Annotated in this window: 21 protein-coding genes; 8 read left to right on the top strand and 13 right to left on the bottom strand. The window is 70.8% G+C overall.

What is annotated here, in order from left to right; all coding sequences use genetic code 11:
- Nucleotides 1-76 precede the first annotated feature (76 nt).
- The 4 genes from LUTJ29_RS17155 to LUTJ29_RS0110610 are packed head-to-tail and all read left to right on the top strand — an operon-like array spanning nt 77 to nt 2,748.
- The gene (locus LUTJ29_RS17155) at nt 77-556 is read left to right on the top strand and encodes a hypothetical protein (protein ID WP_051322925.1); all 480 of its coding nucleotides are present in this window, start codon (nt 77-79) and stop codon (nt 554-556) included.
- A gap of 13 nt (nt 557-569) precedes the next feature.
- A complete protein-coding gene (locus LUTJ29_RS0110620) occupies nt 570-1,034 on the top strand; it encodes an NUDIX hydrolase (protein ID WP_027072491.1) in 465 nt (154 codons plus the stop codon).
- Nucleotides 1,031-2,152 carry a tRNA 2-thiouridine(34) synthase MnmA gene (gene mnmA, locus LUTJ29_RS0110615; protein WP_027072490.1) on the top strand — a complete coding sequence of 374 codons (1,122 nt, stop codon included), beginning with the start codon at nt 1,031-1,033 and terminating at the stop codon, nt 2,150-2,152. The genes LUTJ29_RS0110620 and mnmA overlap by 4 nt, the downstream gene beginning before the upstream one ends.
- Entirely contained in the window at nt 2,149-2,748 is a 600-nt protein-coding gene (locus LUTJ29_RS0110610; protein ID WP_027072489.1) for a lysogenization regulator HflD, read from the top strand. The genes mnmA and LUTJ29_RS0110610 overlap by 4 nt, the downstream gene beginning before the upstream one ends.
- Nucleotides 2,749-2,810: 62 nt before the next feature.
- On the opposite strand, the gene LUTJ29_RS0110605 is transcribed toward LUTJ29_RS0110610, so the two are convergent.
- The 4 genes from LUTJ29_RS0110605 to LUTJ29_RS17150 form a co-directional block, all read right to left on the bottom strand.
- Entirely contained in the window at nt 2,811-3,131 is a 321-nt protein-coding gene (locus LUTJ29_RS0110605; protein ID WP_027072488.1) for a DUF3817 domain-containing protein, read from the bottom strand.
- Between the two features lie 117 nt (nt 3,132-3,248).
- Nucleotides 3,249-5,840, bottom strand: coding sequence for a bifunctional aconitate hydratase 2/2-methylisocitrate dehydratase (gene acnB / locus LUTJ29_RS0110600; RefSeq protein WP_027072487.1), 2,592 nt, complete (start codon nt 5,838-5,840; stop codon nt 3,249-3,251).
- 66 nt (nt 5,841-5,906) lie between these two features.
- Nucleotides 5,907-6,305: a type II toxin-antitoxin system VapC family toxin gene (locus LUTJ29_RS0110595; protein WP_027072486.1), complete on the bottom strand. Its 399-nt coding sequence runs from the start codon at nt 6,303-6,305 to the stop codon at nt 5,907-5,909.
- Nucleotides 6,302-6,508: an AbrB/MazE/SpoVT family DNA-binding domain-containing protein gene (locus LUTJ29_RS17150; protein ID WP_043741027.1), complete on the bottom strand. Its 207-nt coding sequence runs from the start codon at nt 6,506-6,508 to the stop codon at nt 6,302-6,304. Before LUTJ29_RS17150 ends, LUTJ29_RS0110595 begins: the two co-directional genes overlap by 4 nt.
- A gap of 170 nt (nt 6,509-6,678) precedes the next feature.
- On the opposite strand from LUTJ29_RS17150, the gene acnA reads away from it, so the two are divergent.
- Nucleotides 6,679-9,426 (top strand): aconitate hydratase AcnA, encoded by a 2,748-nt coding sequence (gene acnA, locus LUTJ29_RS0110585; RefSeq protein WP_027072485.1) that lies wholly within the window; start codon nt 6,679-6,681, stop codon nt 9,424-9,426.
- A gap of 42 nt (nt 9,427-9,468) precedes the next feature.
- Here the strand turns inward: acnA and LUTJ29_RS0110580 are convergent, their stop codons facing one another.
- Nucleotides 9,469-9,942, bottom strand: a complete 474-nt coding sequence (locus LUTJ29_RS0110580) for a nuclear transport factor 2 family protein (protein ID WP_027072484.1) — start codon at nt 9,940-9,942, stop codon at nt 9,469-9,471.
- A 143-nt stretch (nt 9,943-10,085) separates the two neighbouring features.
- Here LUTJ29_RS0110580 and LUTJ29_RS0110575 point away from each other — a divergent pair, with 143 nt between their 5' ends.
- Both LUTJ29_RS0110575 and LUTJ29_RS0110570 read left to right on the top strand, forming a co-directional pair.
- Entirely contained in the window at nt 10,086-11,759 is a 1,674-nt protein-coding gene (locus LUTJ29_RS0110575) for a long-chain fatty acid--CoA ligase (RefSeq protein WP_027072483.1), read from the top strand.
- 209 nt (nt 11,760-11,968) lie between these two features.
- Entirely contained in the window at nt 11,969-12,886 is a 918-nt protein-coding gene (locus tag LUTJ29_RS0110570; RefSeq protein ID WP_027072482.1) for a crotonase/enoyl-CoA hydratase family protein, read from the top strand.
- 17 nt (nt 12,887-12,903) lie between these two features.
- Here the strand turns inward: LUTJ29_RS0110570 and LUTJ29_RS0110565 are convergent, their stop codons facing one another.
- From LUTJ29_RS0110565 to LUTJ29_RS0110545, 5 genes are all read right to left on the bottom strand, one after another.
- Nucleotides 12,904-15,039, bottom strand: a complete 2,136-nt coding sequence (locus LUTJ29_RS0110565) for an ATP-binding protein (RefSeq protein WP_027072481.1) — start codon at nt 15,037-15,039, stop codon at nt 12,904-12,906.
- 5 nt (nt 15,040-15,044) lie between these two features.
- Entirely contained in the window at nt 15,045-16,103 is a 1,059-nt protein-coding gene (locus tag LUTJ29_RS0110560; RefSeq protein WP_027072480.1) for a two-component system response regulator, read from the bottom strand.
- A gap of 180 nt (nt 16,104-16,283) precedes the next feature.
- Entirely contained in the window at nt 16,284-17,801 is a 1,518-nt protein-coding gene (lysS, locus tag LUTJ29_RS0110555) for a lysine--tRNA ligase (protein ID WP_027072479.1), read from the bottom strand.
- 96 nt (nt 17,802-17,897) lie between these two features.
- A protein-coding gene (gene prfB / locus LUTJ29_RS0110550) for a peptide chain release factor 2 (protein WP_144774363.1) occupies nt 17,898-19,026 on the bottom strand; the annotation gives its coding sequence in 2 pieces (ribosomal slippage) (nt 17,898-18,950 and nt 18,952-19,026; 1,128 coding nt in all).
- Nucleotides 19,027-19,112: 86 nt separating this feature from the next.
- Nucleotides 19,113-19,988, bottom strand: a complete 876-nt coding sequence (locus tag LUTJ29_RS0110545; RefSeq protein WP_027072477.1) for a LytTR family DNA-binding domain-containing protein — start codon at nt 19,986-19,988, stop codon at nt 19,113-19,115.
- Between the two features lie 143 nt (nt 19,989-20,131).
- Between LUTJ29_RS0110545 and LUTJ29_RS0110540 the strand changes: the two genes are divergently transcribed.
- The gene (locus LUTJ29_RS0110540; protein ID WP_027072476.1) at nt 20,132-21,376 is read left to right on the top strand and encodes an acyltransferase family protein; all 1,245 of its coding nucleotides are present in this window, start codon (nt 20,132-20,134) and stop codon (nt 21,374-21,376) included.
- Nucleotides 21,377-21,383: 7 nt separating this feature from the next.
- Here LUTJ29_RS0110540 and recJ read toward each other — a convergent pair whose 3' ends face one another.
- The 3 genes from recJ to greA are packed head-to-tail and all read right to left on the bottom strand — an operon-like array spanning nt 21,384 to nt 24,517.
- Nucleotides 21,384-23,102 carry a single-stranded-DNA-specific exonuclease RecJ gene (gene recJ, locus LUTJ29_RS0110535; RefSeq protein ID WP_051322923.1) on the bottom strand — a complete coding sequence of 573 codons (1,719 nt, stop codon included), beginning with the start codon at nt 23,100-23,102 and terminating at the stop codon, nt 21,384-21,386.
- Nucleotides 23,102-24,034 carry a phosphoglycerate mutase gene (locus LUTJ29_RS17145; RefSeq protein WP_043741026.1) on the bottom strand — a complete coding sequence of 311 codons (933 nt, stop codon included), beginning with the start codon at nt 24,032-24,034 and terminating at the stop codon, nt 23,102-23,104. Before LUTJ29_RS17145 ends, recJ begins: the two co-directional genes overlap by 1 nt.
- A 6-nt stretch (nt 24,035-24,040) precedes the next feature.
- The gene (gene greA / locus LUTJ29_RS0110525; protein ID WP_043741025.1) at nt 24,041-24,517 is read right to left on the bottom strand and encodes a transcription elongation factor GreA; all 477 of its coding nucleotides are present in this window, start codon (nt 24,515-24,517) and stop codon (nt 24,041-24,043) included.
- Nucleotides 24,518-24,526: the final 9 nt, after the last annotated feature.

Here is a 24,526-nt window from a genome sequence, read left to right as displayed (position 1 = left end):
CATCCGCACCGGCATGGACGGGCCCGCGCCGGGCGCGAGACAATGCGTTTCACACGTCCAACCGGGGGATCCTCCAATGCTGCTCCGCAACGTTCTCGCCCTGTCCTCGGCCCTGGTCCTGGGGGGCCTGGTCGCCGCCCCGGCGCTGGCCGACGCCTCGGTCGCCGCGCGCCTGGACGCCCGCGGCGTGCGCTACGTCGTCGACGAGGACGGCGACTACAAGGTCACCTACAACTACGCCGAGGAAGGCCGGACCCAGCTGGTGTTCGTGTCCGGGCGCACCGAGTCGATCGGCGGCTTCCGCGTCCGCGAGGTGTTCGCCCCGGCCGGCCGGGTGGACCGCGACCGCATCGGGGGCGCCCGGGCGCTGGAGCTCCTGGAAGAGAGCCGCCGCCAGAAGATCGGGGCCTGGGAGGTCGCCGGGGACGTGCTCTACTACGTCATCAAGCTGCCCGACAGCGTCGACGGCGCCCAGCTCGAGGCGGCCATGGACATCGTCGCCGAGATCGCGGACGACAAGGAAATCGAGCTCAGCGGCGACCTGGACGAACTCTGAGGGAAGGCACCGCATGAGCGACCGCGAAGGCAGGTTCTGGCAGCCCGACGTCACCGTGGCGACGGTGGTCGTCGACGACGGCCGCCTGCTGTGCGTGGAGGAACGGGTCCAGGGCCGGCTGGTGCTCAACCAGCCCGCCGGCCACCTGGAGCCGGACGAATCGCTGGTCGAGGCGGCCCTGCGCGAAACCCGCGAGGAAACCGGCTGGGACGTGCGCCTGACCGCCTTCGTCGGCGCCTACCAGTGGAAGGTCCCCGACACCGGGGCCCACTACCTGCGCTTCGCCTTCGCCGCCGAGCCGGTGGCCCACGATCCGGCGCGTGCCCTGGACGAGGGCATCGAGCGCGCCCTGTGGCTGACCCCCGCCGAGCTGCGCGCGGCGGCCGACCGCCACCGCAGCCCGCTGGTGTGGCGGGTGGTGGCCGACTTCCTGGCCGGGCGCCGGCACCCGCTGGACCTCGTCGCGCAGCTGGGATGAGCGCGGCGGAGATCATCGTCGGCATGTCCGGCGGCGTCGATTCCTCGGTCGCCGCCCTGCTGCTGCGCGACGCCGGACACCCGATCGCCGGCCTGTTCATGCAGAACTGGGCGGACGACGGCAGCGGCGAGTGCCGGGCCGAGGAGGACCGCCGGGACGCGGTCGCGGTCTGCGGCCGGCTCGGCATCCCGATCCACTTCCGCGATTTCTCCGCCGAGTACTGGAGCGGCGTGTTCGAGCACTTCGTGGCCGAGTACGCCGCCGGCCGCACGCCCAACCCGGACGTGCTGTGCAACCGCGAGATCAAGTTCCGCTACTTCCTCGACGCCGCGCGCGAACTGGGCGCGCGCCACATCGCGACCGGCCACTACGCCCGCCTCGCGCGGGAGCACGGCCGGTGGCGCCTGCTGCGCGGGCGCGACCGCGGCAAGGACCAGAGCTATTTCCTGCACCAGCTGGGCCAGGCGCAGCTGGCGCACACCCTGTTCCCGCTCGGCGACATGCCCAAGGCCGACGTGCGCCGGATCGCGCGCGAGGCCGGGCTGCCGACCGCGGGCAAGAAGGATTCGACCGGCATCTGCTTCATCGGCGAGCGCGACTTCCGCAGCTTCCTGTCGCAATACCTGCCCGCGCGCGAGGGCGAGATCCAGACCCCGGACGGTCGCGTGCTGGGCCGCCATCCGGGCGTGTTCTATTTCACCCTGGGCCAGCGCGAGGGCCTGCAGCTGGGCGGCATGCGCGGCTTCGACGCGGCGCCCTGGTACGTGGTCGGCAAGGACGTGGCGCGCAACGTGCTCGTGGTTGACCAGGGCAGCGACAGCCCCTATCTCATGTCCACGCGACTGTGGAGCGAACCGGCGCACTGGATCGACGGCGCGCCGCCCGCGCGCCGCTTCGAGTGCACGGCCCAGACCCGTTACCGGCAACCGGAGGAACCCTGCCAGGTGAGCATCGACGAATCCAGCGGCGCCATCGAGGTGGTCTTCGCCCGCCCCCAGCGGGCAGTGACCCCGGGCCAGTCGGTGGTCCTGTACGACGGCGAGGCCTGCCTGGGCGGCGCCGTCATCGCCGCCACCGACGCGCCCCTGGAACGGCGCCTGCGCGAGGCCGCGGCATGAACGACGACCGCGTCCTCGCCCTCGCCGGGCTGGGCCAGGCCCTGCGCCAGGTGCGGCGCACGGCCGAGACCGGCCAGGCCGACGCCCGCGTCCTCGCCACCGCGCTCGACAGCGTGTTCCGGATCGACGCCGAATCGGTCGAGGACGTGTACGGCGGCGCCAATCGCGTGCGCGACGGCCTGCTGCTGCTGCGCGACTACCTCGCCAGCCAGGGCGACGACCCGCAGCTGCCCCGGCTGGCGCTGTCGGTGACCCAGCTCGAGCGCCGCTTCGCCAGCGCGGGCCCGATCGCGGACCGCGTCCACGAAGGCATCCTCGAACTCCGGCCGAAGGCGCTCGAACTGGGCAGCAGCCATCCGGACGTGATCGCCGCGCTCGGCGCGCTCTACGCCGAAACCGTCAGCCACCTGCGGCCACGGGTGATGGTCCAGGGCAACCCGCACTACCTGGCGCAGCCTGGCGTGGTCGCCGAGATCCGCGCCATCCTGCTCGCGGCGCTGCGCTCGGCAGTGCTTTGGCGGCAGCTGGGCGGCAGCGTGTGGGACTTCTTCCTGCGCCGCCGTGCCATGCAGGAGGCGATCGAGGGCTGGCTGTAGGCCGGGCGCGGCGATCGGCCCTTCGCAGGTGCCCCGGCGTGGCCGGGCGCGGTGCACCGGGATCAGCGCCCGGACAACAGCCCGCGCCGGCGGAACCAGGTCTCCAGCGGCAGTGTGGCCAGCGGAGGAACCGCTGCCAGCAGCGCCAGCAGCAGCGCCCACATCGGCCAGCGCAGCTTCGTGCCGGCCACCACTGCCACCGCCGCGTAGAGCAGGAAAGCCGCGCCATGCAGCCGGCCGAACAGCCAGACGCCGGCGTCGGTGGTGCCGGTGCCGTACTTGAGCAGCATGCCCAGCAGCAGGCCGGCCCAGGTGGCGGCCTCGACGAACGCAGCGATGGCGAACAGCCTGCCTGCAGGGGCAAGGCGGTCGGAGCGGATCATGCGGTCGGCTCTCTCCTGGCACCGGCGCTGCGGCCGGCGCGTCGAACAAGAGGACGGCCGGCGCCATGCCGGCCCGGCCGTCGATCGCTGCCGGCTGCGCGCAACCGGCCGCGTGCGTCAGGCGGCGACGCTCTCCGCGGTCTTCCGGTACTCCTCGATCTGGTCGAAGTTCATGTAGCGGTAGATCTCGGCGCCCTTCTCGTTGATCACGCCGATGTCGGCCATGTACTCCTCGCGGGTCGGGATCCGGCCCAACCGCGAGCAGATCGCCGCCAGCTCCGCCGAGCCCAGGAACACGTTGGTGTTGCGGCCGAGGCGGTTCGGGAAGTTGCGGGTGGAGGTGGAGAACACCGTGGCGCCCTCGCGCACCTGGGCCTGGTTGCCCATGCACAGCGAGCAGCCGGGCATTTCCATGCGCGCGCCGGCCACGCCGAAGGTGCCGTAGTGGCCTTCCTTGGTCAGCTCGGAGGCGTCCATCTTGGTCGGCGGCGCGACCCACAGGCGGGTCGGGATGTCGCGCTTGCCTTCCAGCAGCTTGGCCGCGGCGCGGAAGTGGCCGATGTTGGTCATGCACGAGCCGATGAACACCTCGTCGATCCTGGTGCCGGCGACCTCGGACAGGGTTTTCACGTCGTCCGGGTCGTTCGGGCAGGCCACGATCGGCTCGACGATCTCGTTGAGGTCGATCTCGATCACGGCGGCGTACTCGGCGTCGGCATCGGGCTCGAGCAGCTGCGGGTTGGCCAGCCACTCCTCCATCTTGCGGATGCGGCGCGCCAGCGTACGCGCGTCCGCATAACCCTCTGCGATCATCCACTTCAGCAGCGTGATGTTGCTGTTGAGGTACTCGATGATCGGCTCCTTGTCCAGGCGCACGGTGCAGGCGGCGGCCGAACGCTCGGCCGAGGCGTCGGACAGCTCGAACGCCTGCTCGACCTTCAGCTGCGGCAGGCCCTCGATCTCGAGAATGCGGCCGGAGAAGATGTTCTTCTTGCCCTGCTTGGCGACGGTCAGCAGGCCCTGCTTGATCGCGTAGTACGGGATCGCGTTGACCAGGTCGCGCAGGGTCACGCCCGGCTGCATCTGGCCCTTGAAGCGCACCAGCACCGACTCCGGCATGTCCAGCGGCATGACGCCGGTGGCCGCGGCGAAGGCGACCAGGCCCGAGCCGGCCGGGAACGAGATGCCCACCGGGAAGCGGGTGTGCGAGTCGCCGCCGGTGCCGACGGTGTCGGGCAGCAGCATGCGGTTGAGCCAGCTGTGGATCACGCCGTCGCCCGGGCGCAGCGAGATGCCGCCGCGGGTGGAGATGAATTCCGGCAGGGTGTGGTGGGTCTTGACGTCGACCGGCTTGGGATAGGCGGCGGTGTGGCAGAACGACTGCATGACGAGGTCGGCCGAGAAGCCGAGGCAGGCCAGGTCCTTGAGCTCGTCGCGGGTCATCGGGCCGGTGGTGTCCTGGGAACCGACCGAGGTCATCTTCGGCTCGCAGTAGGTGCCCGGGCGCACGCCCTTGCCTTCCGGCAGGCCACAGGCGCGGCCGACCATCTTCTGCGCCAGGGTGTAGCCCCTGCCGGTATCGGCGGGCTGCTGCGGCAGGCGGAACAGGGTCGAGGCCGGCAGGCCCAGGGCTTCGCGCGCCTTCGCGGTCAGGCCGCGGCCGATGATCAGTGGGATTCGGCCGCCGGCGCGCACCTCGTCGAACAGCACCTCGCTCTTGACCTGGAACTGCGCGATCACCTCGCCGTTCTTGAGCGCCTTGCCCTCGTACGGGCGCAGTTCGACCACGTCGCCGTGCTCCATCTTCGACACGTCGAGCTCGATCGGCAGGGCCCCGGCGTCTTCCATGGTGTTGTAGAAGATCGGGGCGATCTTGCCGCCCAGGCACACGCCGCCGGCGCGCTTGTTCGGGATGTAGGGGATGTCGTCGCCGGTCCACCACAGCACCGAGTTGGTCGCCGACTTGCGCGAGGAACCGGTGCCGACCACGTCGCCCACATAGGCAACCTGGTGGCCCTTCTCCTTGAGCTTGAGGATCTCGCCGATCGGGCCGCGCTTGCCGTCCTCCTCGGGCTGGAACGGCGCATCGGGGCGCCTGTTCTTCAGCATCGCCAGCGCATGCATCGGGATGTCCGGGCGGGTGGTGGCGTCCGGGGCCGGCGACAGGTCGTCGGTATTGGTCTCGCCCGGCACCTTGAACACGGTGACGGTCAGGCTCTGCGGCACTTCCGGCTTGCTGGTGAACCACTCCGCATCCGCCCAGCTCTGCAGCACGGCCTTCGCGTTCGCGTTGCCGGCCCTGGCCTTTTCCTCGATGTCGTGGAAGGCGTCGAACACCAGCAGGGTGTGCTTGAGCGCGTCGGCGGCGATCGGGCCGAGCCCGGCGTCGTCGAGCAGATCGATCAGCGGCGAGACGTTGTAGCCGCCCAGCATCGTGCCCAGCAGCTCGGTGGCGCGCTCGCGGCTGATCAACGGGTTGGCCTCGGTGCCGAAGGCGACCGCGGCCAGGTACGAGGCCTTGACCTTGGCTGCGTCGTCGACGCCGGCCGGGACCCGGTGCACCAGCAGTTCGAGCAGGATTTCGGCCTCGCCCGCCGGCGGGTTCTTGATCAGTTCGATCAGGTCCGCGGTCTGCTGCGCGGACAGCGGCAGCGGCGGGATGCCGAGGGCGGCGCGCTCGGCGGCGTGTTGGCGATAGGCTTCGAGCATGGGGCTCTCCAGGAGCAGGTGAATCGGAAAGTCGGAAAAGAGGAGCGGAATCGGGAATGGCGTGGTTCAGGCCCGCGGCACGATCACCTTCAGGCCCTTGAAGTATTCGCGGTGGAAGGCCGCGTCGAAGGTGATCAGCCCGTCGCACTGCAGCAGCGCATGCGCACCGACCAGGAAATCGGCCAGCGGGCGGTGGCCGTCGCCGCGCTGGCGGTGGCGACGCAGCATCTCGCCGGCGCGCAGCGCGGACTTGGGCTCGAGCGCGCTGAAATGCACCCCCATCTCCTCCAGCGCCGCGAGCGCCTCGGCGCCGTTGCGCAACGCCGCGCTGACCTGGGCCAGGGCCACGTCGCAGACCACCACCCGGCCGCCGCCCAGCGCCTGGCGCAGGCTGGACTCGACGGCGTCCGCGCGCGGCCCGTCGACCAGCAGCTCGACCAGGACCGGGGCCTCGACCGCGATCATCCGCGCGGCTTGGCCGGTTCGCCGGCCGCGTCGAGCGCGAACTTGCCGCGCACCCGCGAGATCGCGTCGTCGACGTGCTTGCTGAGCACGATGCGGCTGCCGTCGAGTTCGACCTTGAGCACGCTGCCCTTGGTCAGGCCCAGGGCGTCGCGCACGGCCTTGGGCAGGGTGATCTGGCCCCGCTCGGCCACGGTGGCTTCCATCGCCTGGCTCCATGGATGAAACGATATGGGAACATGATACATACCTTGTCATCCATACTCCAGCCCGCATACTTTGGGCCGACCCCGCCGCCAGCCGCGTAATCGGGCCGCGACGCGAAGCGGCGTAGACTCGGGACAGACCTGACGCCCGCCAGCCAGAGGAGCCCCCCATGGCCGATTCCTTCGCCACCCGCGCCACGTTCGAGGTCAACGGCAAGACCTACACCTACGCCAGCCTGCCCAGGCTGGGCGAGCGCTTCGACATCGCCCGGCTCCCGTTCTCGATGAAGATCCTGCTGGAGAACCTCCTGCGCCATGAGGACGGCGTGACGGTCCAGCCCCGGCACATCGAGGCGGTGGCGAACTGGGACCCGGCGGCCGAGCCGGAGACCGAGATCGCCTTCATGCCCGCGCGCGTGGTCCTGCAGGACTTCACCGGCGTGCCCTGCGTGGTCGACCTGGCGGCGATGCGCGACGCGGTGGTCAAGCTCGGCGGCCGGCCCGAGCAGATCAACCCGCAGATCCCGTCGGAACTGGTCATCGACCACTCGGTGCAGGTGGATGCCTTCGGCCGCCCGGAGGCACTGGACCTCAACGGCCGGATCGAGTTCGAGCGCAACCGCGAGCGCTACGGCTTCCTGCGCTGGGGGCAGAACGCCTTCCGCAACTTCAAGGTGGTGCCGCCCAACACCGGCATCGTGCACCAGGTGAACCTGGAGCATCTGGCGCGGGTGGTGTTCGAGCGCGAGATCGACGGCACCCGGTGGGCGTTCCCGGACACCGTGTTCGGCACCGACTCCCACACCACCATGATCAACGGTATCGGCGTGCTGGGCTGGGGCGTGGGCGGCATCGAGGCCGAGGCCGCGATGCTGGGCCAGCCCTCGTCGATGCTGATCCCGCAGGTGGTCGGCTTCAAGCTCACCGGCCGCCTGCCCGAGGGCGCCACCGCCACCGACCTGGTGCTCACGGTGACCCAGATGCTGCGCCAGCACGGCGTGGTCGGGAAGTTCGTCGAGTTCTTCGGCGACGGCCTGCAGCACCTGCCGCTGGCCGACCGTGCCACCATCGGCAACATGTCGCCCGAGTACGGCGCCACCTGCGGCATCTTCCCGATCGACGTCGAGGCGATCCGCTACCTGCGCCTGTCGGGCCGCAGCGAGGAACAGATCGCGCTGGTGGAGGCCTACGCGAAGGCCCAGGGGCTGTGGCACGAGCCGGGCCAGCCCGAGGCGCGGTACTCCTCGGTGCTCGAACTCGACATGGCCACGGTCAAGCCATCGCTGGCCGGCCCGCGACGGCCCCAGGACCGGGTGCTGCTGGAGGACATGAAGGCCAACTTCCACGAGAACCTCGGCCCGCTCATCGCGCGCCGCAACGGCGGCCCGGATCCGCAGGTCGTGCGCTTCGAGCGCGAGGGCGGCGGCCAGCCCCAGGCACCGCGGCTGGCGGCCAAGCCGGTGTCCACCATCTGCCTGGACGACTGCCAGCACGAGTTGCGGGACGGCTCGGTGGTCATCGCAGCGATCACCTCCTGCACCAACACCTCCAATCCGGCGGTGATGATCGGGGCCGGCCTGCTGGCGCGCAATGCCGCCGCGCGCGGCCTCAGGCCCGCGCCGTGGGTCAAGACCTCGCTGGCGCCGGGCTCGCTGGTGGTGACCGACTACCTGGCGAAGGCCGGGCTGATGGACGACCTGGAGAAGATGGGCTTCTACCTGGTCGGCTACGGCTGCACCACCTGCATCGGCAATTCCGGCCCGCTGCCCGAGGCGGTGTCCAAGGGCATCGCCGAAAACGACCTGGCGGTGGCCTCGGTGCTTTCGGGCAACCGCAACTTCGAAGGCCGGATCCATCCCGAGGTGAAGATGAACTACCTCGCCTCGCCGCCGCTGGTCGTGGCCTACGCCATCGCCGGCACGGTGGACATCGACCTGACCCGGGAACCGCTGGGCAAGGACAAGGACGGCAACGACGTCTACCTGCGCGACATCTGGCCGAGCAACAAGGAGATCGGCGACCTGATCGCCGCCACCGTGGGACCGGAGCTGTTCCGCCAGAACTACGCCGACGTGTTCAAGGGCGACAGCCGCTGGAACTCGATGGACGCCCCCAACAGCGAGCTCTACCAGTGGAGCGCCGACTCCACCTACATCAAGAACCCGCCCTACTTCGAGGGCATGACGATGCAGGTGGGCCGGATCGACGACATCCATGGCGCGCGCGTGCTGGGCCTGTTCGGCGATTCGATCACCACCGACCACATCTCGCCCGCCGGCGCGATCAAGCCCGATTCGCCCGCAGGCAGGTTCCTGCAGTCGAAGGGCGTGGCACCGCCGGACTTCAACAGCTACGGCTCGCGGCGCGGCAACGACGACGTGATGGTGCGCGGCACCTTCGCCAACATCCGGATCAAGAACCTGTTCTTCGGCGGCGAGGAAGGTGGCAACACCCTCTACTTCGGCAGCAACCCACCGGAGAAGATGTCGATCTACGACGCGGCCATGAAGTACAAGGCCGACGGCACCCCGCTGGTGGTGATCGCCGGCCACGAGTACGGGACCGGCTCGTCGCGCGACTGGGCGGCGAAGGGCACCAACCTGCTCGGGGTCAAGGCCGTGATCGCCGCCAGCTTCGAGCGCATCCACCGCTCCAACCTGGTCGGCATGGGCGTGCTGCCGCTGCAGTTCCACGACGGCGAGAACGCCCAGACCCTGGGTCTGGACGGCACCGAGGTGTACGAGATCACCGGCCTGGAGGACGGCAACGCGCGCACGGCCACGGTGGTCGCGCGCAAGGTCGACGGCAGCCAGGTGCGCTTCGAGGTCCACGTGCTGCTGCTCACCCCGAAGGAGGTGGAGTACTTCCGGCACGGCGGGCTGCTGCACTACGTGCTGCGGCAGCTGGCCGCCGCCTAGCCGCGCGCCTGCACGGCCCGCCGGCCGCGATGGCCGGCGGGCTCAGTCCACGACCGGCGTCCAGCGGGCGCTCGCCAGCCGCCACCGCCCCTGCTCCAGGCGCCAGCCGGTCTCGACCTGGTACACGCGCGCGGCGTCGGGAAGCAGCCCACCGGATCCGCCGCGCAGCAGTGCGGTGAAGCGGACCACGGCGTGTCCCTCGCCGAGTTCGAGCCGCAGCGGTCCGGTATCGACCGCCAGGTCACGGTGCCGCAGCACCAGCAGCGCCGCCAGGCGGCGCGCGCCGTCGCGGTCCAGCCCGTCGTTGCCGATGAAGTCGTCGGCCAGGTGCTGTTGCATTGCAGCAGGATCACGACGTTCGATCGTGGCCTGCAGCTCGGCGAAGGCATCGCGCAGCGCGGCCTCCGGATCGGGCCGCGAACACCCGCCCAGCATGGCCAGCAGCAGCAGCGCGCACGCCCCCGCCAATGCCGCCGCACGCCGTCCGCCACCGGGTCGGGAACGCTCCGTTTCCATGGCCGCTACTGTAGCCGAGCGGCCCTTCCGCGCCCCGCTGGACCGCGCGCGTTCGCGCCTTGCCAGCCCCCGAGGCCTATGCTCCAATCCATACCAGACAGTATCCCCAGACAACACATGCACCGGTTCCGCGGAGGGATGGAATGACGATCGAACGCCCCTGGCTCGCCCAGTATCCCGCCGGGGTTCCCGCGGAAATCGACGTCGACGAGTACCCCTCCATCCCGGCCATGCTCGACGAGTCGATCCGGCGCTACCGCGACCGGCCGGCGTTCTCGAACATGGGCAAGTGCATCAGCTACGGGGACGTCGACACCCTGAGCAGCCAGTTCGCCGCCTACCTGCTCGGCGAACTCAGGCTCAAGAAGGGCGATCGCGTGGCGATCATGATGCCCAACTGCCTGCAGTACCCGATCGCCACCTTCGGCGTGCTGCGTGCCGGTTTGACCGTGGTCAACGTCAATCCGATGTACACCGCGCGCGAGCTCAAGCACCAGATGGTGGACTCGGGTGCCGCCGCGATCCTGGTCCTGGACAACTTCGCCCACACCGTGCAGGAGGTGCTCGGCGACACCCCGCTGCAGCACGTGATCACCACCGGGCTCGGCGACATGCTGGGCTTCCCCAAGGGTCCCATCGTCAACTTCGTGCTTCGGTACGTGAAGAAGATGGTGCCCGACTACGACATCCCGTCCGCGGTGCGCTTCCGCGACGCGCTGTCGCTCGGCGCCAGGCACGCGCTGCCCGAGGTGTCGATCTCTCCGGAGGACATCGCGTTCCTGCAGTACACCGGCGGCACCACGGGCGTGGCCAAGGGCGCGATGCTCACCCACCGCAACCTGGTGGCCAACATGCAGCAGGCCTCGGCCTGGGTCGGCGGCAACACCCGCCCCGGCGAGGAGGTGATCGTCACCGCCCTGCCGCTGTACCACATCTTCGCGCTCACCGCGAACGGCCTGGTCTTCACCAAGTTCGGCGCCAAGAACATCCTGATCACCAACCCGCGCGACATGCCGGGCTTCGTCAAGGAGCTCCAGCGCGAGCCGTTCACCGCGATCACGGGCGTCAACACGCTGTTCAACGGCCTGCTCAACACCCCGGGCTTCGACAAGGTCGATTTCTCGAAGTTGCACCTGACCCTGGGCGGCGGCATGGCCGTGCAGCGCGCGGTGGCCGAACGCTGGAAGAAGGTCACCGGCGTGACCCTGGTCGAGGCCTACGGGCTGACCGAGACCTCCCCGGCCGCCTGCATCAACCCCATGGACCTGGCCGAGTACAACGGCTCGATCGGCCTGCCGATCCCCTCCACCGACGCCTGCATCAAGGACGAGGACGGCAACATCCTGCCCGTCGGCGAGGTCGGCGAGCTGTGCATCCGCGGCCCGCAGGTCATGAAGGGCTACTGGAACCGCCCCGAGGAGACCGCGGCCGCCATCGACGCCGACGGCTGGCTGCACACCGGCGACATGGCGCGGATGGACGAGCAGGGCTTCTTCTACATCGTGGACCGCAAGAAGGACATGATCCTGGTCTCCGGGTTCAACGTGTACCCGAACGAGATCGAGGACGTCATCGCGATGATGCCCGGGGTGCTGGAAGTGGCCGCCGTGGGCGTCCCCGACGAGCGGTCCGGCGAGGTGGTGAAGCTGGTCATCGTCAAGAAGGACCCCTCCCTCACCGCGGAGCAGGTCAAGGCCCATGCACGGGCCAACCTGACGGGCTACAAGCAGCCCAAGATCATCGAATTCCGTGACGAATTGCCCAAAACGAACGTGGGCAAGATCCTGAGGCGGGCGCTCCGCGACGAAGCGAACTGACCCGGCCGGGCCGGCCGGGCGCCCTGGAAGGGGCCCCCCCCCCGTTGCCCCGTCGTTTGGGGGCAGTTTCTGCCGCACAAGGGCAGAAATTGCTTGCAAGCGCCCCTGAATGGGTGCATAGAATCGCGCGGTCGGACTTGTCAACTTCCTTCGGGCCGCCGCTTGCCCAGACGTCCGACGTGAAGCCGGCGGCCCCTCAGGGGACCCTCATGACGAACGTCGAGCTGCTGCACCGCGATCATTCCTTCAACACCATCCGCGTCGAGCACGACGCCTCGAACGATACCCACTGGTGCTTCATGCATGCCCAGCAGGCGTTCGCGGACCCGTCATATCGAGCCTGCTTCTCCCCGAAGATGCTGCGCGAGCTGCGCCTGTTCGCCCGCAGCGCGATCGACAAGGTCGAGCAGGCGGCCGCCGAGTCGCCGACCCACCTCGCCCACGTGGTCCTCGGGTCCGACACCCACGTCTTCAACCTCGGCGGCGACCTCGCCCTGTTCCTCAAGCTGATCCAGGCCAAGGACCGCGAGGGCCTGCTGCACTACGCCACCGAGTGCGTGGACAGCATCCACCTGCTGCATACCCGGATGCACCCCAACGTGCACACCATCGGCCTCGTCGAGGGCGACGCGCTTGGCGGCGGGTTCGAGCTGGCCCTGGCCTGCCAGACCATCGTCGCCGAGAAGGGCGTGCAGATGGGCTTCCCCGAGGTTCTGTTCGGCCTGTTCCCGGGCATGGGCGCCTACTCGCTGCTGTCGCAGCGCGTGAGCCCCAAGCTGGCCGAGGAGATGATGCTCAACGGAGTGATGTACAGCAGCGACGAGCTGCACCGGATGGGCGTGGTCGACGTCCTCGTGCCCAAGGGCGAAGGCGTGCGCGCCGTGCACGAACTGGTGCGCCAGAACCGCCGCATCGCCGGCGCCCGACTGGCGCTGCACCGCGTCCGCGAAGGCGCGCACCCGGTGAGCCACGAGGAACTGATGCGCATCACCCGGATCTGGGTCGATACCGCGCTGCAGCTCAACGACCGCCAGCTGCGCACCATGGAGCGCCTGGTCCGCGCCCAGCTGCGCCGCCCGGGGCCGCAGGAGAACGTGGCCGGCCGCGGCAGCCACCTCGCCCGCTGATCCCCCCGGCCGACGCCTCAGGCGTCGGCTTCGAGCTGGACCAGGTCGCCCTCCTCGCGCAGGGCGGCCAGGGCCTGCTCCAGCTGCTGGCGCAGCGCGTTGTCGAGGTTGCGCCAGTTGCGCACCAGCTGGTCCACCGGCATCCGCATGCCGGCCGAGGCGCTCTCGCTCAGCTGCATCGCGCCCATGTTCGCCGCGGTGCCCTTGAGGGCGTGGCAGGCGTCGCGGAACTCGTCCCAGCGTCCGCCCTCGGCGGCGCGCTCGATGTCGACGATGCACTTGCGCGCGTCGCGCGCGCACTCGGCGAGGAAGCGCTGCACGAACTCCTCGCCCAGGCCCATCTCGCGCAGTTCGTCCAGGATGTGCCTGGACACCACGGCCTGCTGCGGCTCGGCCGGCGCAGCCGCGGGCCCGGCGGGCGCCGCCTGCGCGACATCGGTATTGCCTTCGGCGATGTCGGCCAGCTTCTGCAGCAGGCGGTCGACCGCGATCGGCTTGGTCAGGTAGGCGAACGCGCCCGCCCGCTCGCACTCGGCCTGGGCTTCGCTGGTGGCGTCGGCGCTGAGCACGATGAACGGCGTGCGCCGGCGCCCGGCCTCCAGGAACCGCGCCTGCTTGATGACTTCCAGGCCGCTGATGCCGGGCATGTGGAGGTCGGTGATCACCGCATCGAACTGCTGGCCCTCGAGCGCGTCGAGGATGTCCTCGCCGGCGTTGACGATGTGCGCGCGATGGCCCGCCTTCTCCAGCAGCCGGCGCATCACCATCAGGTTGGCGGGCTGGTCGTCGCCGACCAGGATCCGCAGCGACCGCACCCGCGCGCGATGGCGCACGAACGGGTCAGTGAAGGCGATGACGTTGTCCTGCGTGCCCGACTCGGCCGCGATCTGCACCTCGGCCAGGCGCAGCGGCAGCTCGACGTGGAAGTGCGACCCCACGCCCAGCTGGCTCTCGACCCGGATCGAGCCGCCCATCAGTTCGATGAGCGACTTGGCGATCGTGGTGCCCAGGCCGGTGCCGCCGAAGCGCCGGCCATGGCCACTCTCGACCTGCTCGAAGGCTTGGAACAGGCGGCCCAGGGCGGAGGCCGGGATGCCGATGCCGGTGTCGTGGACGGAGAAGCGCAGCCGCACCTGGTCGCTGCCCATGGTCTCGAGCAGCGCCACCTCCAGCACCACCCCGCCCTCGTCGGTGAACTTGATCGCGTTCGACAGCAGGTTCACCAGGATCTGGCGCAGGTGGTTGGCGTCGCTGTGCAGCAGGTCGGGCACGTCCTCGGCGACGTTGAGTTCCAGCGACAGGCCCTTGGCCTGGGCGCTGGGCATCAGCATCACGTAGATGCCCTTGAGCTGCTCGCGCAGCGCGAAGTCGGTGTCGATCCGGTTGAAGCGGCCGGCCTCGATCGCCGACAGGTTCAGCACGTCGTCGACGATCAGCTGCAGCGAACGGGCCGAGGTCTGGATCACCTGGGCGCTGTCGCGCTGCTCGCTGTCGAGCCTGGACGCCATCAGCAGTTCGGCCATGCCGACGATGCCGTTGAGCGGCGTGCGCAGTTCGTGGCTCATGTTTGCCAGGAAGCGGCTCTTCGCCTCGCTCGCGGCCTTGGCCGCCTCGGTCGCCTTGACCAGGGCGCGCAGCAGCGAGCTCAGGTAGAGCGGGATCGCGATCAGGCCGATCAGCAGGCCGCCGCCCAGCCAGATGTTCTCGCGCCAGTACGGCGTGCCCAGCAGCACCAGGCCGAAGGCAACGCAGGCCACGGCGATCGCCAGGTACAGGTAACGGGGGCCGTAGCGCAGGCCGTTGCCCACGGTGACCCACATGATGATCACGTACATCGGCGCCAGCAGCGCGCCGAGCAGGTACATGCCGGTGCCCATCAGGCCGTAGTCCAGGGCCATGCCGAGCATGCGCCGCGGGTGCGAGATCCCGGGCCGGGCGACGATCCAGGCCAGGATCCCGACCGCCAGCACGAAGTCGGTGGCCAGGATCGCCAGCGACAGGTTCAGCGGCTGCTCGACGCCGGGGACGCCGCGCACGAACAGCTCCAGGTAGGCGTAGACCACCAGCAGCATGACCACGCGCACGCTGGCCTGGCCGTGCTCGCTGTCCTGGCGGTTGGCCAGCCTCGAGCGGATCGTGCCGATCAGCGACATGGCGGTTACCCCGCGGCCGGCGCCTTGGCGCCCGGCGGGAAGCGCTGGCACACTTCCTCGACCTTGTCGCGGTTCCCGACCAGCGCGGCCACGCAGCCGGGATCGAACAGCTTGCCCGACTGCGATCCGATGTAGTCCAGCGCCTCGTCGATGGTCCAGGCGCGCTTGTATGGACGCTTGGAGATCAGCGCGTCGAACACGTCGGCCACCGCCACGATCCGCGCCTCGAGCGGGATCTGGTCGCCCACCAGGCCATCGGGATAGCCGCTGCCGTCGTAGCGCTCCTGGTGGCGCAGCGCGATGGTGGCGCTCATCTGGATGAAGCGGTTCTGGCTGCCCGACAGCAGCTCGTGGCCGATGCGCGGATGCTCGCGCATCACCGCGAGCTCGTCCTCGTCCAGGGGGCCCGGCTTGAGCAGGACCGAATCGGGGATGGCGATCTTGCCGATGTCGTGCAGCGGCGCGGCCAACTCGATCATCCGCACCTCGTCCTCGAACAGCCCCAGCTGCTCGGCGATCAGGCCGGCAATGGCGGCCAGCCGGGCGAGGTTGGCGCTGGTGCCGGCGTCGCGGTACTCGATCGCGCGGGCCAGCCGGTGCAAGGTCTCGCGCTCGCGCTCCTCCACCTCGTGCATGCTCGACAGCAGGCGCTGCTCGAGCGACAGCGCCCGTTGCTTGATCGATTCGGACTGCTGGCGCAGCTGCAGCAGGTTGCGGCAGCGCGCGCGCAGCTCGCGCGGGCGCACCGGCTTGACCAGGAAGTCGATCACGCCGGCGTCCAGCGCAGCCTGGCGGATCGGTTCGTCGCCGACCACGGTGACCAGGACGATGGGCACGTCGCGGTGCAGCAGCGGCTTGCGGAAGCGGCGGGCGAACTCGAGCCCGTCGATCACCGGCATGCGGTAGTCCAGCAGCAGGAGGTCCGGGCGGTTCTCCTCGCACCAGCGCAGGGCGGCCTGGGGATCGCCGAAGTCCAGCACCTCGAGTTCGGGACTGATGTCCTCGAGGATGTGCCGCAGCATGGTGCGGGCCGAGGTCTGGTCGTCGACGATGACGATATTCATGGATGCTTCCGGCTCAGGTCGCGCTCCCGCAGGCACCCCGGCGGGCAGTCGCGCTGTGGAATTGCAAGCAAGTCCTGTGCCCACTCCCGGGTCCCTCCAGTTGTGCTCCACCCCCAGTATGAACGCAAATCGGCGCGCCGGCAGGCCGGTCGACCGCTCCCGGCCCTCCCCTGCCCGCGTTCAGGTTTCCGGCCGCATGTACGGGAACAGCAGGACGTCGCGGATCGAGGCCGAATCCGTGAAGAGCATCACAAGGCGATCGATGCCGATCCCGAGCCCGCCGGTGGGCGGCAGGCCGACCTCCAGGGCGCGGATGTAGTCGGCGTCGTAGTGCATGGCCTCCTCGTCGCCGCCGGCCTTGGCCTCCACCTGGGCCCGGAAGCGGGCGGCCTGGTCCTCGGGGTCGTTCAGCTCGCTGAACCCGTTGGCGATCTCGCGGCCGCCGATGAACAGCTCGAAGCGGTCGGTGATGCCGGGCTCGGTGTCCGATTCGCGCGCCAGCGGCGACACCTCCACCGGGTAGTGGGTGATGAAGGTCGGCTGGACCAGCCCGTGCTCCACGGTCTTCTCGAAGATCTCCAGCAGCAGCTTGCCCCAGCCCCAGGACGGCTTGACCGGCACCTTGAGCGCCGCGCAGTGGCGGGCCAGGGCCTCGCGGTCGCGGCAGTCGGCCTGACTGATCTGCGGGTTGAGCTCGCGCACCGCCTCCTCCAGCCGCCAGCGCCGGAACGGGGCGCCGACGTCGATGGCGTTCCCTTCCCAGTGCAGGTCGGTGGTGCCGAGGGTCTCGCGGGCCACGTCGCGGATCAGGTGCTCGGTGAGGTCCATGACCTCCTCGTAGGCGACGTAGGCCTCGTACAGCTCGAGCATCGTGAACTCCGGGTTGTGCCGGGTGCTCACGCCCTCGTTGCGGAAATTGCGGTTGATCTCGTACACGCGCTCGAAGCCGCCGACGACCAGGCGCTTGAGGTAGAGCTCCGGCGCCACCCGCAGGTACAGGTCCAGGTCGAGCGCGTTGTGGTGGGTCACGAATGGACGCGCAGCGGCACCCCCGGCGATGTAGTGCATCATCGGGGTCTCGACCTCGAGGAAGCGGCGCGCGTCCAGCCAGCGCCGGATCGCGGCGATGATCCGCGAGCGCTTGACGAACACCTCGCGCGCTTCGGGATTGACCACCAGGTCGACGTAGCGCTGGCGGTAGCGCTGCTCGACGTCGGCCAGGCCGTGCCACTTGTCGGGCAGCGGGCGCAGCGACTTGGTCAGCAGGCGCAGGCTCTCGACCTTCACCGACAGCTCGCCGGTGCGGGTCCGCATGAGGGTGCCCTCGGCGCCGACGATGTCGCCCACGTCCCAGCCCTTGAACGCGTCGTAGCGCTCGCCGAGGCCGGCCGACTGCAGGAACAGCTGGATCCGGCCGCTGACGTCCTGGATCTGGGCGAACGCGGCCTTGCCCATGACCCGCTTGGCCAGCATCCGTCCGGCCAGCGACACCCGGCGGCCGAGGCCTTCGAGCGCCTCCCCGGTCCAGCGCTCCGCATCGCCGTACTCGTCCTGCAGGTCTCCGGCGAGGTCGCGGCGGCGGAAATCGTTCGGGAACGCCACGCCCTGCGCGCGCAGCGCGGCGAGTTTGGCCCGGCGCTCGGCGATCAGCGCGTTCTCGTCGGCGGGCTGCGGGCTGTCGGGCTTGGACTCGGTCACGGTGGGTTGCCTGTGGGATGGGTCGTGTGGGTGCCGCCGGTCAGGCGGGGCGGTCGCGCGGGCTGGACGGGGCACGCGGCGGGGCCGGGCCGCGCGTCAGACCGCGTCGCTGCGTTTGGCGCCCGCCTCCAGGCCGGCCTTGAGGCTGGCCTCGACGAACTCGTCCAGGTCGCCGTCGAGCACCTTCTGCGTGTCGCTTCGCTCGATGCCGGTGCGCAGGTCCTTGATCCGGCTCTGGTCGAGCACGTAGTTGCGGATCTGGCTGCCCCAGCCGATGTCGGACTTGGTGGCTTCGACCGCGTCCCTCTCGGCGTTGCGCTTCTGGATCTCCAGCTCGTAGAGCTTGGCCGCCAGCATCTTCATCGCGCGGTCGCGGTTGGCGTGCTGGCTGCGTTCGGTCTGGCAGGCCACCACGATGCCGGTGGGCACGTGGGTGATGCGCACCGCCGACTCGGTCTTGTTGACGTGCTGGCCGCCGGCGCCCGAGGAGCGGTAGACGTCGGTCTTGAGGTCGGCCGGGTTGATGTCGATGTCGATGTCGTCGTCCACCTCGGGCGAGACGAACACCGAGGTGAAGCTGGTGTGGCGCCGGTTGTCGGAATCGAACGGCGACTTGCGCACCAGCCGGTGCACGCCGGTCTCGGTCTTGAGCCAGCCGTAGGCATACTCGCCTTCGACCCGGAACGTGGCCGACTTGATCCCGGCCACTTCGCCGCCCGACACCTCCAGCAGCTCGGTCTTCCAGCCGCGCGATTCGCACCAGCGCAGGTACATGCGCAGCAGCATCTCCGCCCAGTCCTGGGCCTCGGTGCCGCCGGCGCCGGCCTGGATGTCGACGAAGGCGTTGGCGCTGTCCATCTCGCCGGAGAACATGCGCTGGAACTCGAGCTGCTCGACGCCCTTCTGGTAGCCGTCGACGTCGGCGACCACGGCCAGCGCGGTCTCCTCGTCGCCTTCGGCCTCGGCCAGTTCCAGCAGCTCGCCGGCGCCGGCCAGGCCCTCGCTCAGGCGGCGGATGCCGTTCACGGTCTTGTCGAGGATCGAACGCTCGCGGCCCAGCGCCTGGGCACGGACCGGGTCGTTCCAGACGTCGGGATGTTCGAGTTCGCGCTCTACTTCCTCGAGCCGTTCACGCTTGGCATCGTAGTCAAAGAAACCCCCTGAGCGCGTCCAGGCGGCCGCTCAGGTCGGCGATGCGCTGGCGCACGGGATTGAGTTCGATCATGGGGAAAGTGCCGCAGGTTAAACAGCCGCCGATTCTAGCAATCCGCCCGCGCCGGTGCAGGCGTCGGGCCGCGGCGCGGGCCTGGGTCAGGGCCCGCCGAAGCGCTCGCGCAGCCCCGCGCGATGGCTGCGGCTGACCGGCAGTTCGCCGCCATCCTTCAGGTGCAGGCGCGCGTCGCCGGTGTCCAGCGGCTCGATCGAGGCCACGTGGTCGAGGTTGACGATGTAGCTGCGGTGGATCCGCACGAAGCGCTCCGGGTCCAGCCGCGCGGCGATGCCGCCCAGGGTGCTGCGCAGCGGATAGTCGTGGCCGCGCACGCGCAGGTTCACGTAGTTGCCCGAGGCCTGCAGCCACTCGATGTCGCCGGCCGCGACCAGGAACTCGCGACCGAGCTTGCGCACCAGGAACCGCTCGGGCCGCTCGACCGGCTCCACCGCCGGGCCCTCGTCCGGCGCCCCGAGCAGGCTGGCCTCGCCCTGCAGCCGCCTGAGCACGAAGCCGTAGGCCTCGACCAGGAACACGACCATGGCGTAGGTGCGCACGTCCTTGAGGTACTCGTAGGCCAGTTCGCGGGGCCACGGCCCGAAGTCGTAGTCGGCGCCCTGCCAGCGGTAGGCCAGGATCCGGAGCCCCACCATCCCGGCCACGTGCACCAGGCACACCGTCACGCTCGCGGCCAGGTGCAGCGGCAGCCGCCGCCGCCAGTTGTCCCAGTGGGTCGGGAAACGCCGCACCAGGCGCGCGACCAGCGGGATGATCACGAACCACATCACCGCGCTGCTGGCTTCCCAGACCGCCGGCTCCCAGGGCCGGAACGGATTGTGCGGGTACCGGTCCAGATCCATCCAGACCGTCACGCTGTTGGCCGCGGCGTTCCCGGCCACGACCAGGAACACGAAGCCCGCCTCCGCCCAGCGCCGCCAGGGCAGGTAGCGTTCGTAGAGCGTGGGTGCGCGCGCCATGCCGGGAATTCTACGGGCGCCGCGCTCCCGGCCGGTCCCGGTGCAGCCGCGGTTCGTCCCCGCGCCCGGTCGGCCGGTCACTTCGCGCTTGCCGCCGTCCGCGCCGGGGCGGAGATTGGCGGCGACGTCCACGATACCGCGCCATGACACGCCGCCACGATCTCGACTGGGTCCGCGTCCTCGCCTTCGGCCTGCTGGTGCTCTACCACGTGGGCATGTACTACGTGACCTGGGACTGGCATATCAACAGCCCCGCGGCCGGCCCCGCGCTCGAGCCGTTCATGATGCTCAGCTCGCCGTGGCGGCTGTCGCTGCTGTTCCTGGTCTCGGGCGTGGCCACGGCCTTCCTGCTGGCCCGCGCAAGGCGCGATGCCGCGGCCGCGAACGGGCGCGTGCGCTTCCTCGGACCGCGCTCGTGGCGGCTGCTGGTGCCGCTCGCGTTCGGGATGCTGGTGGTGGTGCCGCCGCAGTCGTACTACGAGGTGGTGGAGAAGCTGCCGAGCGGGTACCACGACGGCTACCTGGCGTTCTGGGGCCGCTACCTCGCCGGCGACGGAAGCTTCTGCCGGGGCGACGACTGCCTGGTGCTGCCGACCTGGAACCACCTGTGGTTCGTCGCCTACCTCTGGGTCTACACCGTGGCCCTGTGGCTGCTGCTGCGCCTCGCCCCGGAGGCGACCGAGCGCGCCGGCGCCCGCCTCGACGCCCTGCTCGCCTCCGCCCCCGCGGTGCTGCTGTTGCCGGCGCTGTGGCTGGCAGCGGCCCGGCTGCTGCTGGTCGGACGCTTCGGCTCGACCCACGCGCTGGTCGACGACTGGTACAACCACGCCCAGTACTTCCCGGTCTTCCTGCTCGGGTTCCTGGTCGCGCGCGGCGAAGCGACCTGGGCGGCGATCGAGCGCGCGCGCTGGCCGGCGCTCTGGCTGTGGCTGGGCAGCTGGGTGGCGATCGCGGGCTACTTCCGGATCTACGCCGAGGCCGATCCCCCGCAGGCGCTGCGCCTGGCGGTGCGCGGGCTCTGGGGCCTCGACCAGTGGTGCGCGATCGTGGCCATCCTCGGCTTCGCCCGCCGGTGCGCGCCGGGCGACGGCCCCGCCCTGCGCTACCTCTCGCAGGCGGTGTTCCCGGTCTACATCCTGCACCAGACGCTGACGGTGCTTCTTGCATGGCACCTGCGACCGCTGGCGCTGCCGCCGCTGCTGGAAGCGCCGCTGCTGGTGGTGCTGACCTTCGCCCTCGCGTTTGCCGGCTACGAATCGATCCGGCGCGTGCCCCTGCTCAGGCCGCTGTTCGGGCTCAAGCGCCTGGCGCCGGGCCCGGCGGCGGCCGCCGGCGATCCGGAGCGCGGGCACCGGCAGGCGCCGCGGACCGCCTCCGGCGGCGGCTGAGGCCGGCTCAGGCCGGCTCGCGGTGTTCGACCACGAGCTGGATCGCATCGCCGCCGCGCCAGTCGTCCGGCGCCAGCCGGTACGCGAGCCGGCAGTATCCGGCAGGCGGCAGGTCGAGGCCGCCGAAATGGATCGCCGCCAGCGGCGCGGCCACGCCTTCGGCGCGCAGGCGCAGGCGCAGGTGGCGGTCGCCGACCGGCTTCCAGTCCAGCACCTGGAAGGTGCCGTCGAACAGCGGCTCGGCGAAGCCCTGGCCCCAGGGTCCGCCGTCGCGGATGGCCTCGGCATGGAAGCGGTCGAACTCGCCGGGCAGCAGCTCGCCGTCGCTGAGCAGTTCGGCCCGGAGCAGCGCCGGGTCGAGCATCGAGGCGACCGCGGCGGCGAAGGCCTGTTCGAACGCGGGGAAGGCCTCGCGGCGCAGGCTCAGGCCGGCGGCCATGGCGTGGCCGCCGAAGCGTTCGACCAGGCCCGGATGGGCGCTGTCCACCGCCGCCAGCACGTCGCGGATGTGCAGGCCCGGGATCGAGCGCGCCGACCCGCGGAGCTGGTCGCCGCCGGGTTCGGCCGGCGCGAAGGCGACCACCGGCCGGTGCAGGCGTTCTTTCATCTTCGAGGCGACCAGGCCCACGACGCCCGCATGCCACTCCGGGTCGAACAGGCAGACGGCCAGCGGCGGTTCCGCGCCGGACGACGGCAGCGCCGCCAGCACCGCCTCGGCGTCGTCCACCATGGCCTGCTGCAGGCCCCGCCGCTCCTGGTTGATACGGTGCAGCACGGCGGCCAGTTCGTGCGCGCGGGCAGGATCGTCGGTGAGCAGGCACTCGATGCCCAGCGCCATGTCCTCGAGCCGCCCGGCGGCGTTGAGCCGGGGCGCGATGGCGTAACCGATGTCGGCCGCGGTCAAGGTCCCGAGGCGGCGTCCCGCCACCTCGGCCAGCGCCTGCAGGCCGGGGCAGCCCTGCCCCGTCCGCAACCGCCGCAGGCCCGCCGACACCAGGGCACGGTTGGTGGCGTCGAGAGGAACCAGGTCGGCGACGGTCCCGACCGCGACCAGGTCGAGCAGGCGCGCCAGGTCGGGTTCCTCGCGCCCGGCGAATGCGCCGTCCTCGCGCAATCGCGCGCGCAACGCGAGCAGCACGTAGAAGATGACCCCGACCCCGGCCAGCGCCTTGCACGCGAACAGGTCGCCGCGCAGGTTGGGATTGACGATCGCGTGCGCGGGCGGCAGCGCCTCGCCGGGCAGGTGGTGGTCGGTGACCAGCACCTGCCAGCCGCGTGCCCGCGCCGCCCCCACGCCGGCGTGGCAGGCGATGCCGTGGTCGACGGTGACGAGCAGCCCGGGATCCAGCGCTGCCAGTTCCTCCACCAGGCCGACCGACAGCCCGTAGCCGTGCACCACCCGGTTCGGAACCGCGTGGACGACGTCGCGCGCGCCGAGCATGCGCAGGCCGCGTACCGCGACCGCGCAGGCGGTGGCGCCGTCGGCGTCGAAGTCGCCGACCACCAGGATGCGGGTGTCGCGGGCGATCGCGTCGGCCAGCAGGCGCACCGCCTCGACCACGCCGCCGAGCGCGTCCGGCGCGGGCAGCTGCGCCAGGCGCGGCTGGGCCAGGCGCGGGTCGTCGATGCCGCGCGCGGCGTAGATGCGGCGCAGCAGCGGCGGGATCGCGTCGGGCCAGCCCGGGGCGGGCGCGACCGCCCCGCGCCTGCGGATGCGCACGGCCATCAGGCCTGGAAGCCGGCGCGGGGCCGGCGCCAGAAGCGCCAGCGCTGGCCGCGCGCGAGCGTGAACACGGTGCCGTCGGCGGTATCGAGCACCAGCGAGGCGATGCGTCCGGCGCGCAGCGCGTCCAGCGCCGGCAGCAGCCAGTCGCGCTCGAGCACGGGCGTGTCGCGGAGCGTGGACAAGTCGTAGGCCACATCGCCCTCGCCCGCCTCGAACCGCGGCGGCAACGGCGCGCCGGTGCCGGCGGCGGCCGCCAGCGCGGCGGCCAGGTCGTCGCCGGGGTGGAAACACGCATGCGGCGAACGCACCTGGGTGGGCAGTTCCCCACCGCCCCAGAACCACAGCGAGTTCACCGGCCGCTTGCCTGCGGCGATCCGCTGCGCGTTCCAGGGATGGTTGTGCAGGATCACCTGGGCTTCGGTAAGCAGGCTCCGCCAGCGGCGGCCGTCGCGTCCCCCGGCCAGGTGCTCGAACACGTCGGCGCCGAGCGCGTCGTCGGGCGCGGTGAACGCGGGCAGCGGCGTGGACGGCGCCAGCCGCAGGTACCAGCGGGTCGGGACCGGCGCGTCGATCGGCATGCCGGCGTCGCCGAACAAGGTCCGCAGCGCGGGCAGCAGCCGCGCGGCGTCTTCCGCGTCGAGGCCCAGCGTGTCGCCGTGGTCGAGCAGGCGCGCGCCGTTGATGTCGGCCTGGATCCGGCACGGGTCGGCGCGCAGCCAGGTCGCGCCGGCGGCGTCGCCGGCGTCGAGCTGGCGGGTGAGCGCGGCGACCGGCCAGCGGTCGGGCAGCAGGTCGAAACAGCGCCGCAGCTGCGCCCGCCGGCCTTCGCCCGGCGCCGTCGCCATGTCCGCGCGCCCGAGCGCCGCCGCAACCGCGGCCGACGGCGCGCCGAGCCGGCGCGACGCGGGCAGCAGCAGCGTGACCCGGGCCATCGCGCGTCAGTCGCGGTAGCTGACGTCGACGATCTCGAACTCGCGCGCGCCGGCCGGGGCCTCGATGGTGACCGTGTCGCCGGCGTGCTTGCCGATCAGCGCCCGCGCCACCGGCGAGGAGATCGCGATCAGGCCGAGCTTGATGTCCGCTTCGAGGTCGCCGACGATCTGGTAGCGACGTTCCTCGTCGGTCTCGACGTCGACGATCGTCACCTTGGCGCCGAACACGACCTTGTCGCCGACGTCCAGCTTGGTCACGTCGATGATGTCGGCGTGCGACAGCTCGCTCTCGAGCTGCTGGATGCGGCCTTCGATGAAGCCCTGCTGCTCGCGCGCGGCGTGGTATTCGGCGTTTTCCTTCAGGTCGCCGTGCGAGCGCGCCTCGGCGATCGCGGCGATGACCGCCGGTCGCTTGACCGACTTGAGTTCCTCGAGTTCCGCACGCAGGCGCTGGGCGCCTGCCAGGGTCATGGGTGCTCTCATGGCTGGTTC

Source organism: Luteimonas sp. J29 (genome assembly GCF_000472505.1).
Taxonomy (GTDB): domain Bacteria; phylum Pseudomonadota; class Gammaproteobacteria; order Xanthomonadales; family Xanthomonadaceae; genus Luteimonas.
The sequence above is the reverse complement of the archived record's forward strand: the minus strand, read 5'-3'. Positions and strand labels throughout refer to the sequence as shown.